Genomic DNA, 13274 nt, shown 5'->3' with positions numbered 1-13274 from the left:
CGTCAGAAAATACTATTGTTTCAATGTCTTTCATCACCTTGTCATGGATGCCGGATCACTGAGTCGAGCCAGCCGGGCCGCGGTCCGCTGCTTGAGCGCGTACGCCTGCTTGGCGGTGTCGCGGAGCTTGGCGACCAGCGGCGAACGCGACTGCCGGGCCCACGGGACGGCGACCTCGGTGGTGCCGTACTTCGTCTTGTAGGCGTTGCCGCCGACGAAGTCGAACTCGGTCACGCCGCGCGCCCGGGCCTGCCGCAGCGCGTGCCAGATCAGCGCCTCGTTGGGCCGCAGGTGCTGGTGCTCGCGGTAGCTGGCGCCGCCCCAGAAGTACATGGTCCGGTGGTACCAGGGCAGCACCGCGGTGGCGATGCAGCGGCCGTCGGCGTCCCGGGCCCGCAGAAGGCTGATCCGGCCGGCCGGGGCGAGGTGTCGGATCAACGACTTCACCCGCTCGGCGGAATAGGTGGGAACCAGATTCTGTTTCGCGAAAACGTCACGCAATTGATCGTAGAATTCGTCGGCGAATGACGGATCGGCATCCGCCTCTTCGATGACCACACCGGACTTCGCGGCCTTCCGGATATTACGGCGGCAGGCACTGGCCATCGCGCCGAACAGAGCGTCCTCGTCCGGGGTCAGGTCGATCACGGCGGTGGGCGCGGCGTCCCACCGCAGGCCCAGGCCGGACAGGTCGGCCTCGGTCGCGCCACGGTCGCGGACCTCGAGGTGGGCGCACCCGAGATCGTCGAACGCGAACCGGGTCAGCGCCCGCACCGCATCCCGCCGGGACACCCCGGGCTGCAGGTTGAAGCCCAGGTAGGAGGTGGTCCAGCCGGCCATCGGGCTGCCCAGGATGCGGAGTCCCCAGCGCCGGGTGAGCAGTCCGGTGAAGTGGCCGACGGTGACGTGCCCGTCGCTGACGGTGGCGAGCACCGGCTCGGCGCGCTGGCACTCGGCCACGAACGCGAGCCATTCGGGAGTGTGGAAGATGAGGCGGTCGGGATAGGTGGCGCGGTCGGCGTGGAGGGCGGGAGCCGGTTCCACCCGCTGCAGTCGAAGCATCGGTGTCGCCCCGATCGAATTAGGCGTCGAAGGCGGATGATGCCCCGCCGAACGGCCATTCCGCAAGGCCCGTAAGGACCATTAGACAATTGACGTGAATCATCTTCGTGTTCAGCGTGACAATTGCTACTGCCGCCCGCGTCGAGCCATTTGCCAAGGTAATGACATGGAGACGCCGACGGCCATCAAGCGACGTCTGAACGAACTGGGCCTGCGCAGCCGATTGCGGGCTCGGCCCCGGGCTCAAGGCCGCGTGCTGGCGCCGGCCGGCCTGTTCCGCCGCCTGCCCAGCGCGCCCGGCCTCTACTTCCCCTTCTACCACGACGTGCTTCCCGAGTACGCCGCCGACCTGCGCCACCACCTGCGCACCCTGCTGCGGGTCGGCCCGATGGTCAGCTGGGACGACGCCCTCGAGGTGCTCGCCGGGAAACGGCCGCTGACCGGGCCGGTGTTCTGCCTGTCCTTCGACGACGCCCACCTGAGCTGGCGTGACGTGGTCGTCCCGGTGCTGGGGGAACTGGCCGTGCCGGCCACGTTCTTCCTGACCACCGGGATGGTCGGCCGCCCCGGCAACCTGACCTGGAACGACTGCCGGGAGATCCGGGACGCCGGCTTCGCCTTCGGGTCGCACACGGTCAGCCACACGCGGCTGGCCGACCAGGACGGCGGTGACGCGCGGCGCGAGATCGTGGACTCCAAGCGGGAGATCGAGGACGAGCTCGGCACCGAGGTCCGGGACTTCGCCGCGCCGTACGGATATCCGAACGTCGACTTCACCGAGCGGGACATCATGGCCGCCCGGGAGGCCGGGTACCGCAGTTTCGCGACCACCCTGCGCCCGGCCATGCACGCCGGCGACTCCCCGATGTGGATCACCCGGCAGGGGCTGCACCCGGCCTGGCCGATCATGGCAGTGCGGACCCGGGTCCATGACTGAGCCGGCCACGAGCAAGCCCGCCACGAGCAAGCCCGCCACGAGCAAACCGGCCCGGACCGAACCGCGGATCTACCTGTCCCCGCCGGACGTCACCGACGTCGAGCGCAAGCTGCTGCTGGAGGCGTTCGACTCCAACTGGGTCGCGCCGGTCGGCCCCGACCTGGACGCGTTCGAGGAGAAGTGCGCCGAGCTGACCGGCGTCCGGCACGCGGTGGCGCTGAGCAGCGGCACCGCGGCACTGCACCTGGCCCTGATCGCGGCCGGGGTCCGGCGCGGCGACACCGTGCTGGTCCCGTCGTTCACGTTCGCGGCCACCGCCAACGCGGTGATGTACCTGGGGGCCCGCCCGGTCTTCCTGGACAGCACGCCGGAGAGCTGGAACATCGACCCGCAGATCCTGGCCGACGAGCTGCGCGGCCGGGCCGTGCGGGGGCAGCTGCCCCGGGCGGTGATCACCGTGGACATGTACGGGCAGTGTGCCGACTACGACCCGATCCAGGACGCCTGCGACCGGTACGGCGTCCCGCTGATCGAGGATGCCGCCGAGGCGCTCGGCGCGACCTACCGCGGGCGGGCGGCCGGGTCGTTCGGGCTGGCCGGGGTGCTCTCCTTCAACGGCAACAAGATCGCCACCACCGGGGGCGGCGGGATGCTGGTCACCGACGACGGGTCGGTCGCCAAGCAGACGCGGCACCTGGCCACCCAGGCCCGCGAGGCGGTGGCCCACTACGAGCACCGGACGGTCGGCTACAACTACCGGCTCAGCAACCTGCTGGCCGCGGTCGGGCGGGGGCAGTTGCAGCGGCTGCCGCAGATGATCGAGGCGCGGCGGGCCACCTTCGAGCACTACCGGGCGGCGCTCGGTGACCTGCCCGGCGTGACTTTCCAACCGGGGGCGGCTTACGGCGTACCCAATCGGTGGTTGACCTGTCTTCTGATCGATCCGGAGAAGTTCGGGACCGATCGCGACCGGGTGATCGCCGCGCTGGCCGGCATCAACGTGGAGGCCCGGCCGACCTGGAAGCCGATGCATCTGCAGCCGGCCTACCAGGACTGCGTGATGCGCGGCGGCTCGGTCAGCGCCGGCCTGTTCGAACGGGGGCTGTGCCTGCCCAGCGGGTCCGCCCTCACCCCGCACGACCGGAACCGGATCGTGGCGTCCGTCCGCAGAGCCGCCGAGAAGAAGGGGTGACGGCTGATGCGGGTCGTCTACATCCACCAGTACTACTGCAATCCACAGATGGCCGGCGGGATCCGCTCCTACGAGCAGGCGCGGCGGCTGGTGGCCCACGGGCACACGGTCGACGTGATCACCACCGACATCACCCCCGGTGAGCGTGAGCTGGGCTGGAAGGTCACCCACGAGGACGGGGTGACCGTCCACTGGTTCAAGATCCCCTACAACAACCACATGTCGTTCGCCCGGCGGCTGCGCGCTTTCGCCGAGTTCATGCTGCTCGCCACCGTGCGGGCGGCCCGGTTGAAAGCGGACCTGGTCTTCGCGACCAGCACGCCGCTCACCGTCGCGGTACCCGGTGTACTCGCCGCTCGGCTGCGCCGGGTGCCGTTCGTCTTCGAGGTCCGCGACCTGTGGCCGGAGGTCCCGATCGAGATGGGCGCGCTGCGCAATCCGATCGCCCGCGGACTGGCCGGCGGGCTCGCGAACTTCGCCTACCGCAACGCCAAAGAGGTGGTCGCGCTCTCCCCCGGGATGGCCGCCGGGGTCACCCGGCGACGGCCGGGCACGCCGGTCACGGTCGTCCCGAACGCCGCCGACCTCGACCTGTTCCACGTCGACCCGGCCCGGGTGAAGCGGTTCCGCAACGAGCACCGCTGGCTCGGCGACCGGCCGTTGATCGTCTACACCGGCGCGCTCGGGGCCGTGAACGGCGTCGAGTACCTGGTCCGGGCGATGGACCGGATACGCGACACCGACCCCGGGATCCAGCTGCTCATCGTCGGGCACGGCCGGGAGTGGGAGAGCACGGAACGGCTGGCCGCCGACCTCGGGCTGCTGGACCGGACCGTACGGATGTGGGAGAAGGTCCCGAAATCCGAGCTGCCGGTGATCCTCGGCGCCGCGACCATGTCGACCAGCACGGTCCGGCCGATCCGCGGGCTCTGGGACAACTCGGCCAACAAGTTCTTCGACGCGCTCGCGGCCGAGCGGCCGATCGCCATCAACTACGGCGGCTGGCAGGCCGACCTGCTGACCGAGACCGGGGCCGGGCTGGTGCTCGACCCGCACGACGCGGACGCCGCCGGCGACGTGCTGGCCACGCACGTCCGCGACGAGGACTGGCTGGTCAAGGCGCGGGCCGCGGCGTACCGGCTGGCCGTCGAGGAGTTCTCCCGAGACCTGCTCTTCGAGCGCTTCGAAGCAGTGCTGACCAGGTCCGCGGCCTGAAACGGGGAAACCATGGAACTACGTGCGTACGTCCGGGCCTGTCGCCGCCGATGGCTCTGGCTCCTGATCCCGGTCCTGCTGGCCTCGGCGATCGCCGGTGCCCTGACCGTGACCGCGAAGCCCGCCTACCAGTCCTCGATGATCCTGTTCGTGTCGGCCGGCACCGGCGACCCGGACGCCGAGGCCCGCCGCCTCAACTCCTACATCGCCTTGCTCACCGGCCCCCGCGTGGCCCAGGGCGTGGTCACCAAGCTCGGCAACGACCAGGTCACCGCCGACCAGGTCCGCAAGAGCCTGGCCGCGCAGGTCAGCGAGGGCACCGACCTGCTGGAGATCTCGGCCACCGACCCGTCGGCCGCCAAGAGCCGGGAGATCGTCACCACCGCCGCGTCGGTGCTGGTCACCCTGGCCAAGCAGATCGCGCCGGCCAACCCGGCGGACGGCGGGCCGGCCCCGAACATCTCGATCCTGCAGGACGCCGAGACCGTCCGGCAGCCGGGCAACCTGGCCCGCAACATCGGCTTCGCCGGCGTGCTCGGCCTGCTCCTCGGCGCCATTGCCGTGGCGATCCGGGAGGCGGCCGGCAAGACCGTGGCCGAGGAGGAGGATCTGCGCCGGCTCGGCCTGGGCACGGTCGGGGTGATCTCGCTGGACGGCCGGGACGGCCGCGGCGACCACCCGGACCAGGCCCTGGCCGAGGCGTTCCGGCGGCTGCGCAGCCTGCTGCCGGGCATCACCGACGGCCGCCGGGGCAGCCCGCGCGGCCGGGCGCTGATGCTGGCCGGGTCCGGGCGCAAGGAGGGCACCACGGCGGTCACCTGCGGGCTGGCCATCGCGCTGGCCGAGACCGGCGCGCGGGTGGTACTGGTCGACGCCAACCTGCGCACGCCCGGCGTCGGCCGCTACCTCTCGCTCGACCCGGTGCCGGGGCTGGCCGAGGTGCTCTCCGGCGCCGCCCGGGTCCCGGACGTGCTGCGCGAGTCGCTCAACGGACGGCTCACCGTGCTGCCGGCCGGCGAGCACGTCCCCGATCCGGGCGGCCTGCTCGCCTCGCCCCGGCTTCCCGCGACGGTACGGACGCTGACCGAGCGCTTCGACGTCGTGCTGGTCGACGCGCCCCCGCTGAACGGGCCGGCCGACGCGGCCGTCCTGGGCAAGGTCGCCGACAGCGCGCTGCTCGTCGTCCGGGCCAACCGGACCCGCACGGCCGACGTCGAACGCTCGATCGAACTGCTGGAGAAGATCGGCACCAAGGTGGCCGGTGCCGTCCTCAACGCCCTGCCCCGCAAGCTGCCCACCGGACAGGCCTGGGCCGCCGCCGCCCAGGTCCCGCCCTCCGAACTGCTGATCCCCCTGGACGAGCCGGACGAGCCGGAGCCGGTCAGCACCCCGCCCGCGCCGCGGACACCCAACGGCGTGATCCGCGGCCGGGCCCGGGTGGTCAAGGCCGCGCTGTCCACCGGCGAGGAGAAGGCCGAGGAACCAGAGGAGCCCGAGCAGCGTGAGTGAGGCAGCCGGGGTCGCCGCCCTGCGCCGCGCCGACCCGATCGCGTTCGTCCGCGGGCAGCTCCGTGAGTCGTACGTGCAGCTCCTGGCCTCCCAGGTGCTGACCGGGGCGGTGGCCATGGCCGCGAACATCCTGATGGTCCGGTCGATGACCCCCACCCACCGCGGTGAGGTCGCGCTGCTGCTGCAGGTGGTCTACCTGGCGACCCAGGTGCTGCTGCTCGGCACCGAGCGCAGCTTCGTGGCCAGTTATCACAACGTCGCCCCGGGGCCGGCCGTGCGGGCGTACGGGAAACTGCTCCTGATCCCGATCGGGGTCGGCCTGTCCGGGGCGGTCATCTTCACGGCGGCCTCGCCGCACCACCGCAACCCGGGCCCGATGATCGTCGCGCTGCTGGTGGTCTACACCGTCGTGGAGGCGTCGGCGCTGGCCAGCCGCGCGGTGGCGATCGCCGTGGGCCGGGTGCGGGACTTCATGATCTGCCGGGTCCTGGAGTCGGTGCTGCTGCTGGCCATGCTGATCGGCCTCTACATCACGCACACCTCCCACCCCGAGACCTGGTTCCTCGCGTACGTCTTCGCAGGCGCGATCCCCACGGTCGCGTACCTGATCGTCTGGCTGCGGCTGCCGGTCGACCCGGACGCGGTGCCGGTCCGGCGCGACCTGAACCGCCAGGTCCGCCGGGAGGGGCTGTCGCTGTTCCCGGCGGCGATCTCGAACATGGCCATGCTGCGGGTGGACCGGCTGGTCATCCCCGCGCTGGCCTCGACCGCCGCGCTCGGCCTGTACACCAGCGTCGCGACCATGACCGAGCTGCTGGCCTGGCCGATCCGCGCCTACGCGGACGCGCGGCTGGGCCGCTGGCGGGCCTCGCACAACGACGGCGGCCTGCAGGCCCGCCCGATCGTGCTCGCCGCCGCGGTGTACTCGCTGGTCGTGGTCCCGTTCGTGGCCGGCGGGCTGTACCTGCTGATCGTCCCGGTCTTCGGTCACCAGTACGCGCCGGCCCGGGTGGTCGTGCTGCCGCTGGTGGTCGCGGCCGGGCTGTACGCGGTGTCCCGGGTCAGCCTCGGGCTGCTCATCGCCAAGGGGCGCAGCAGCCTGGTCTCGGTCGCCGAGATCACCGGGTTCGTGGTCAGTTTCGCGGTGTACCTGCTGCTCATCCCCCGCCTCGGGATCCTCGGGGCGGCGTACGGCTCGCTCGCCGGTTACGGTGCCTGCCTGGTGTTCGCGCTGATCACGACGTACTTCGTGAAAGAGCGGACATGAAACGGATCTTCCTGGCTCCGGGGTTGCTGCTCGTGCTGATCGCGATCGGCGGGCGGTTCACCCTGGATCGGGCCGGCTTCCCGGACCTGGCCTGGGTCGACCTGCGCGTGGTGGGTCTGGCGGCGGCCATCGTCGTACTGGTCATCGATCTTACGATCCGCGGAAGAGCCGACAAGACGCCGCGCGAGGGCTGGCTGATCGCCACCCTGATCTTCTTCCTGTTCCAGATCGCCTCGGCGTTGTGGGCCCCGGCCGCCTCCCGGATCGGGCCGCAGACCGTCGACCTGGTCCTGCTCATGGTGCTGACCCTGGCCTTCTACTTCTGGACACTGGGCGACCCGGACCGCGCGATCCACTACACGTTCCAGCTGTTCTTCGTGGCCGCGATCGTCTTCGCGCTCGCCGCGATCTTCATCAACGGCCCGGGCGAGCAGGGCCGCTACTCGGCGTTCGGCGGCGGCCCGAACGTCTTCGTCCGCATCGAGATCCTCGGCGTGATCAGCGCGATCGCCATGTTCCTGCGCTCGCGCCGGTGGCTGCCGCTGCTCGTCACGCCGCTGTTCCTGCTGGCCGCGGTGCTCTCCGGCTCGCGGGCCGGCCTGATGGCGGGCGGCGCGGTCGGCCTGGCCGCGCTCTGGAAGATCCGCTCCCGGCTCAAGGCCGGCCCGGTCCTGGCCGCCGGGGCGTTCCTGGTCACCGCCGGGATCGTCATCTGGTTCTCGGCGCCGCCGGCGTTCACCAGCCTGTTCGAGGAGCGGTTCGTCCAGCAGACCGTGCAGGAGCAGTACCTGTCCGACCGGACCGACATCTGGGCGGCGGCGATCCGGATGGCGGTCGATCATCCGGTGGCCGGGGCCGGACTGGACGGCTTCTACGGCCTGATCGGTGTGAACCAGATGGTCGAGTATCCGCACAACTACGTGCTGGCCGTGGCCGCCGAGGGTGGCCTGATCGGCCTCGGGCTGCTGGCCTGCGCGGTCATACTGTGGGCCAGGACCGTACGCGGTGGCGGCGCCCGCCCGCAGTTGACCGGGCTCGCCGTGGCGGCGGCCGTTTTCGTGGCGCTGAGCAGCCTGTTCTCCGGGGACTACTACGACGCCCGGCTCTTCTGGATCTTCGCCGCGATGGCCGCCGCGGCCGCGGTTGTGCGGGCCCGGACGGTTCCGGCCACCGCGCCCGCCCGCGAGAAAGAGGCAGTAGGACAATGACAGCCCACTACAAGCGGCGTTCCGTGCTGCTGCTCGGCATCACCTCGGTGGTGGCGGCCACGGTGGCCGAGAGCGCGGCCCGGCCGTGCGTCGCCCGGCCCATGCCGCAGGACCCGTCGCCGGCGGCGCTGCCGTCGGTGAACGTCAAGCTCAAGCCGGTCAGCTACTGGGCCGGGGTGTTCGAGCAGAGCTGGGACTACCAGGCCACCACGGCTCAGCCGCTGAGCCGGTCGAAGGACAGCCAGGACCACTACGACCTGGCGTACACGCTGGACGGCAACATCGCGATGTTCCGGGCCACCGGCACCACCCGCTACCTGGACCGGGCGCTGGCCTACGTGGAGAACGTGGTCGACGCGTCGTCGCCGTCCACGTCGCTGGGGCGCAGCACGTTCCACGACCGGTACCGGGGCTGGGGGTCCAGCAAGTCCGGGCAGGGCGGCGACGAGGTGCCGCTCTACGAGAGCTACTTCTGGCGGTACGGCACCCAGCTGCTGATCGCGATGCGACAGGACACCAAGGTGTGGGCCAGCCCGGCCTACCGCGCCCGCTACGACAAGCTGCTCGCCTTCGCCGAGGTGGACATCTTCGAGAAGTGGTACACGCGGGGCGCCGCCGAGAGCATCTACCGCGAGCGTACGCACATGGCCGCGCACTGGGCGCTGATCTCGCTCAACCTCGGCCAGCTCACCGCCGACGCCACCCGGCGGGCCCGGTACCGGCAGGTGCTGACCACGATCGGCGCCGAGATCCGCAACCAGATGACCCGCAACCCGGTCGAGCCGACCGCGTACTTCTGGAGCGACGTGTGGGGCTCGACCCGCCGGCCCGGGCAGGACGTGGGGCACGGCAACGGCGTGATGGCGTACGTCGTGGAGGCGCGCGACCAGGGCACGACCTGGAACTCGGCCGACATGACGGCGTTCGGCCGGCTGCTCACCAAGGTGATCTGGCCCGGCGGGACGACGTACCACGAGTTCGTCGACGGCACCGGCACCGACAACGGCTGGATCGCCGACGGTTTCGTCAAGCTCGGCCGCTACGACCCGAACATCCAGCACCGCCTGGAGTCCTACCAGGTGGTCAACGATCAGTTCGCCGCGAACATGGCGCTCAACGCAAAGATCCTGCGCGCGTGAGGAGACACCGATGACGGCATCGCTGCTGGAACCGGCGGCCCGGGAATGGAAGGAGGCGCTGGGACACGTCGCCCACGACATGTACCACGTGCCCGACTACGTCGTCCTCGATGCCCGGCTGTACGGCGGCACGCCGGCCGCGTTCCACTTCGAGCAGAACGGGCGGCGGGTGCTGATCCCGCTGATCGTCCGGGAGATACCGGGCTCGGAGCTGCGGGACGCGCTGTCGCCGTACGGCTATCCCGGTCCGGTCAGCGATGCCGTCCCCGGTGATCTCCCGTTCTGGCGCACCGCCTGCGCCGCCCTCACCCGGACGCTGCGCGAGGCCGGGATCGTCTCGCTCTTCGTCCGCCTGCATCCGCTGCTCGGCCCGCCGTCGCCGGTCCTCGGCGAGGTGGGCGCGCTGGTCCGGCACGGCGAGACGGTCTCCATGGACCTGACCGTGAGCGCCGACGAGATGTGGCAGCAGACCCGCAGCGACCACCGCAACCACATCAACCGGGCCAAGCGGGCGGGCACCCGGGTCGTCTTCGACGACTGGGGACGGCTGGCCGAGTGGGTCGAGGTCTACCACGACAACATGCGGCGCGTCGGGGCCGCGGATTACTACTTCTTCACGTACGAGCATCTGGCCGCGCTGCACGACGCGGTCGGCGACCACATGCACCTGGCCGTCGCGCTGGAGGACGACGAGGTGGTCGGCGGCAACACGTTCTTCGAGTACGACGGGATCGCCACCGGGTACGTCTCGTCGACCCGGCGGGCCCGGGGCCGGTACGCCGACGAACTGCTCTACGACTCGGTGCGCCGCTGGTGCTCCGAGCGCGGCGCGCGGGTGTTCCACCTGGGCGGGGGCAAGGGCGGGGCGAACGACTCGCTCTTCTCGTACAAGGCCGGTTTCTCCCCCGACCGGCACGCGTTCCACACCTGGCGGGTGGTGACCGACCAGAAGGCGTACACAACATTGGTCCTTGATCGTAAGCCGGAGGCCGATCCCGCGGATCTGACCGGCACCTTCCCGTCGTATCGATAAGGAGTGCATGCCATGCGGATCACCTGCGTCGGCGGCGGACCCGCCGGTCTGTACTTCGGGGTCCTGGCGAAACTGGCCGACCCCACCCGGGAGATCACGGTGCTCGAACGTGACCCGGCCGGCGTCACCTACGGCTGGGGGGTCGTCTTCTGGGACGACCTGCTCGACGACCTTTTCCGATACGACCCGGTGAGCGCCGCCCGGATCTGGGACGCCGCCTACAAGTGGGACGAGTACGAGGTCCGGGCGGCCGGCAAACCGGTCAGCTTCCTCGGCGGATACGGCTTCAGCCTGGGCCGGCACCGGCTGCTGGAGATTCTCGGCGAGCGGGCCCGCGAGCTCGGCGTGACCGTCCACTACTCCGACGAGATGACCGATCCCGATCAGCTGCCGCCGGCCGACCTGACCGTCGCCTGCGACGGCGCCGGCTCGCGCCTGCGCGACCGGGACGCCGGGCACTTCGGGGCCGAGGTCGAGACCGGGCGCAACAAGTACATCTGGCTGGGCACGCCGCACGTGTTCCGGACGTTCACGTTCGGCTTCGAGAAGACCGAGGCCGGCTGGATCTGGTTCCACGCGTACCCGTTCGCCGACGGGGCCAGCACGTTCATCGTCGAGTGCACGCCGGAGACGTGGAGCGGGCTCGGCCTGGACCGGGTCGACTCGGCCACCGGCAACGCCCGCCTGCAGCAGATCTTCGCCGAACACCTGGACGGGCAGCCGCTCGACGACGCCGGGCGGGGCTGGCTGAACTTCCGGCGGGTCACCGCCGAACGCTGGGACCACGGCAACGTGGTGCTGATGGGCGACGCCGCCCACACCACCCACTTCGCCATCGGCTCGGGCACCAAGCTGGCCATGCAGGACGCGATGGCGCTGGCCGACGCGCTCTCGTCGTTACCGGCCGGGAGCGCGTCGGCCGAGGCCCTGGCCGCGGCGCTGGAGCAGTACGAGCACCGCCGCAAGGTGGCCCTCGCGCCGCTGCAACGCGCGGCCCGGGCCAGCAGCGCCTGGTTCGAGCGGATGCCGGAGTACGCGGAACTGCCGGCCAAGCGCTTCTCGTACGCCCTGTCCAACCGGCGTGGTGAGTACCCGGCCTGGCGGTACCTGCTGCACATGTCGACCCAGGGCGCGGTGCCGCGCACGATGCTGCGCTGGACGCTGAGCGCGCGACGCTGGAGCCGGGCCCGGCGGCGCCCTCTGAACGCCGTCCTTCCCTGAATGTCTCAGGTCCGGCCGGCCCGGCCCGATGGTTGCCGGCATGGTACGGAGACGGCGGCAAGCGGGCCTGGCAGCCCTTTTCGTCGTCCTGTATCTGCTGGCGGTCCGGGTGCTGCCGCTGCCCGAGCTGATCGCCGGGCGGATCAGCCAGCTCGCCCTCACCGGCATCGGGCTGTTCGTGACCGTCGTCTGGGCCCGGGCCGCGGTCCGGGCCCGCGGCCGGATGAAGGCCGGGCTGATCCTGTGGAGCATCGCCAGCCTGGGCTGGGCCATCGGCGAGGCGATCTGGGTGATCGACGGCTGGCGGACCGGACTGGCGCCGGTCGAGTCGGTCGCCAACGCCTTCTTCGCGGTGACCATCGTCAGCACCCCGCTGGCCGCGGTGCTTCTGGTCGGCCGGCCCTCGGCCAGCGTGCGCACGCTCTTCGACGCGCTGATGATCGGGACGTCGCTGTTCTTCGTGGTCTGGGCGCTGATCCTGGGCCCGGCCTACCGCTCGGGCGATCCGAACGTCGGCACGGTGGCCTACGCGGTGGCCGACGTGGTCATCCTGAGCCTGGTCCTGCTGCTGCTGGCCGACGCCGGTCCGGCGCTGCGGACACCCTTGGAGATCTCCGCGGTCGGGATCGTGGTGATGTTCGCCGCCGACTCGGCCTACGCCTTCGAGTCGGTCGCCGGGACCTACCGGTTCGGCACCCTGCCCGACCTGCTCTGGCTGGTGGCCTTCGCGATCTTCGCGGTCGGCGCGCCGCACCGGTCGGAGCTCCGTGGGGTGACCCGGCTCAGTGACGGCGGGCGACCGCGGGCGTATCTGCCGTACGTCCCGTTCGTGCTGGCCTTCGTCACCGGCGTCACGATGCAGGCCACCCGGCAGGAGCTGGACCGGGTGCTGGCGATCCTGAGCATGACGCTGACCGCCCTGGTGGTGTTCCGGCAGATGCTCATCCTCAGCGACAACCGCCGGCTGACCCGGCAGCTCTCCGCGCTCGTGGACGACCTGCGTTTCCGGGCCGACCACGACGCGCTGACCGGGCTGGCCAACCGGCCCCGCTTCGAGGAGTGCGCCGAGCAGGCGCTGCTGCCGGGCGGCCCGGGAACGGTGTCGCTGCTGCTCATCGACCTGGACGGGTTCAAGCCGGTGAACGACACGTACGGCCACCACAGCGGGGACCGGGTGCTGGTCGAGGTGGCCCGCCGGATGACCGCGGCGGCCGGGCCGGACGACGTGGTGGCCCGCCTCGGCGGCGACGAGTTCGCGGTGCTGACCACGGCCGACCCGGGTGCGCTGGCCGATCGGGTGCTGGCCGCGTTCGGGACCGCGTTCGACGTGGGCGAGGAGTTCGCGGCGATCGGGGCCAGCATCGGCGTGACCTCGGCCCGGCCCGGCTCCCGCAGTGTCGGCCAGATGGTCCGGGACGCCGACGTCGCCATGTACGAGGCAAAACGCAGCGGCTCCAATAACGTGGTGACCACCGGCCTGGCCGTGTGATC

11 protein-coding genes are annotated in these 13274 nt (G+C 71.2%); 10 read left to right on the top strand and 1 reads right to left on the bottom strand.

Features of this window, described 5'->3' with window-relative positions:
• Window positions 1–33 precede the first annotated feature (33 nt).
• On the bottom strand, window positions 34–1062 hold the full coding sequence (locus ACSHV8_RS03180; RefSeq protein ID WP_436529169.1) for a lipid II:glycine glycyltransferase FemX: 1029 nt from the start codon (window positions 1060–1062) through the stop codon (window positions 34–36).
• A gap of 166 nt (window positions 1063–1228) precedes the next feature.
• On the opposite strand from ACSHV8_RS03180, the gene ACSHV8_RS03175 reads away from it, so the two are divergent.
• Genes ACSHV8_RS03175 through ACSHV8_RS03130 form a run of 10 tightly spaced genes read left to right on the top strand, consistent with a single transcriptional unit; the run spans window position 1229 to window position 13272 of the window.
• A complete protein-coding gene (locus tag ACSHV8_RS03175) occupies window positions 1229–1999 on the top strand; it encodes a polysaccharide deacetylase family protein (protein WP_436529168.1) in 771 nt (256 codons plus the stop codon).
• Window positions 1992–3191: an aminotransferase class I/II-fold pyridoxal phosphate-dependent enzyme gene (locus ACSHV8_RS03170; RefSeq protein WP_436529166.1), complete on the top strand. Its 1200-nt coding sequence runs from the start codon at window positions 1992–1994 to the stop codon at window positions 3189–3191. The genes ACSHV8_RS03175 and ACSHV8_RS03170 overlap by 8 nt, the downstream gene beginning before the upstream one ends.
• A gap of 6 nt (window positions 3192–3197) precedes the next feature.
• Complete coding sequence (locus ACSHV8_RS03165; RefSeq protein WP_436529165.1) at window positions 3198–4406, top strand: glycosyltransferase family 4 protein; 1209 nt, start codon at window positions 3198–3200, stop codon at window positions 4404–4406.
• 12 nt (window positions 4407–4418) lie between these two features.
• Window positions 4419–5915 (top strand): polysaccharide biosynthesis tyrosine autokinase, encoded by a 1497-nt coding sequence (locus tag ACSHV8_RS03160; RefSeq protein ID WP_436529163.1) that lies wholly within the window; start codon window positions 4419–4421, stop codon window positions 5913–5915.
• Window positions 5908–7182, top strand: coding sequence for a lipopolysaccharide biosynthesis protein (locus ACSHV8_RS03155; RefSeq protein WP_436529162.1), 1275 nt, complete (start codon window positions 5908–5910; stop codon window positions 7180–7182). Before ACSHV8_RS03160 ends, ACSHV8_RS03155 begins: the two co-directional genes overlap by 8 nt.
• A complete protein-coding gene (locus ACSHV8_RS03150; RefSeq protein WP_436529160.1) occupies window positions 7179–8390 on the top strand; it encodes an O-antigen ligase family protein in 1212 nt (403 codons plus the stop codon). The genes ACSHV8_RS03155 and ACSHV8_RS03150 overlap by 4 nt, the downstream gene beginning before the upstream one ends.
• Window positions 8387–9529 (top strand): hypothetical protein, encoded by a 1143-nt coding sequence (locus ACSHV8_RS03145; RefSeq protein WP_436529159.1) that lies wholly within the window; start codon window positions 8387–8389, stop codon window positions 9527–9529. The genes ACSHV8_RS03150 and ACSHV8_RS03145 overlap by 4 nt, the downstream gene beginning before the upstream one ends.
• 10 nt (window positions 9530–9539) lie before the next feature.
• Window positions 9540–10562 carry a GNAT family N-acetyltransferase gene (locus tag ACSHV8_RS03140; protein ID WP_436529157.1) on the top strand — a complete coding sequence of 341 codons (1023 nt, stop codon included), beginning with the start codon at window positions 9540–9542 and terminating at the stop codon, window positions 10560–10562.
• Window positions 10563–10574: 12 nt separating this feature from the next.
• Window positions 10575–11783 carry an FAD-dependent monooxygenase gene (locus ACSHV8_RS03135; RefSeq protein WP_436529155.1) on the top strand — a complete coding sequence of 403 codons (1209 nt, stop codon included), beginning with the start codon at window positions 10575–10577 and terminating at the stop codon, window positions 11781–11783.
• A gap of 40 nt (window positions 11784–11823) precedes the next feature.
• Window positions 11824–13272 (top strand): diguanylate cyclase domain-containing protein, encoded by a 1449-nt coding sequence (locus ACSHV8_RS03130; RefSeq protein ID WP_436529153.1) that lies wholly within the window; start codon window positions 11824–11826, stop codon window positions 13270–13272.
• Window positions 13273–13274: the final 2 nt, after the last annotated feature.

This window comes from Actinoplanes sp. HUAS TT8, from assembly GCF_051380535.1.
Taxonomy (GTDB): domain Bacteria; phylum Actinomycetota; class Actinomycetes; order Mycobacteriales; family Micromonosporaceae; genus Actinoplanes.
Note: the sequence above shows the minus strand (reverse complement) of the source record. Positions and strands in the feature narration are given on the sequence as shown.

Coding starts and splice junctions, on each gene's coding strand:
- ACSHV8_RS03180 (WP_436529169.1), bottom strand. CDS start 1,062: ATGCTTCGACTGCAGCGGGTGGAACCGGCTCCCGCCCTCCACGCCGAC.
- ACSHV8_RS03145 (WP_436529159.1), top strand. CDS start 8,387: ATGACAGCCCACTACAAGCGGCGTTCCGTGCTGCTGCTCGGCATCACC.
- ACSHV8_RS03170 (WP_436529166.1), top strand. CDS start 1,992: ATGACTGAGCCGGCCACGAGCAAGCCCGCCACGAGCAAGCCCGCCACG.
- ACSHV8_RS03160 (WP_436529163.1), top strand. CDS start 4,419: ATGGAACTACGTGCGTACGTCCGGGCCTGTCGCCGCCGATGGCTCTGG.
- ACSHV8_RS03175 (WP_436529168.1), top strand. CDS start 1,229: ATGGAGACGCCGACGGCCATCAAGCGACGTCTGAACGAACTGGGCCTG.
- ACSHV8_RS03140 (WP_436529157.1), top strand. CDS start 9,540: ATGACGGCATCGCTGCTGGAACCGGCGGCCCGGGAATGGAAGGAGGCG.
- ACSHV8_RS03135 (WP_436529155.1), top strand. CDS start 10,575: ATGCGGATCACCTGCGTCGGCGGCGGACCCGCCGGTCTGTACTTCGGG.
- ACSHV8_RS03150 (WP_436529160.1), top strand. CDS start 7,179: ATGAAACGGATCTTCCTGGCTCCGGGGTTGCTGCTCGTGCTGATCGCG.
- ACSHV8_RS03165 (WP_436529165.1), top strand. CDS start 3,198: ATGCGGGTCGTCTACATCCACCAGTACTACTGCAATCCACAGATGGCC.
- ACSHV8_RS03130 (WP_436529153.1), top strand. CDS start 11,824: ATGGTACGGAGACGGCGGCAAGCGGGCCTGGCAGCCCTTTTCGTCGTC.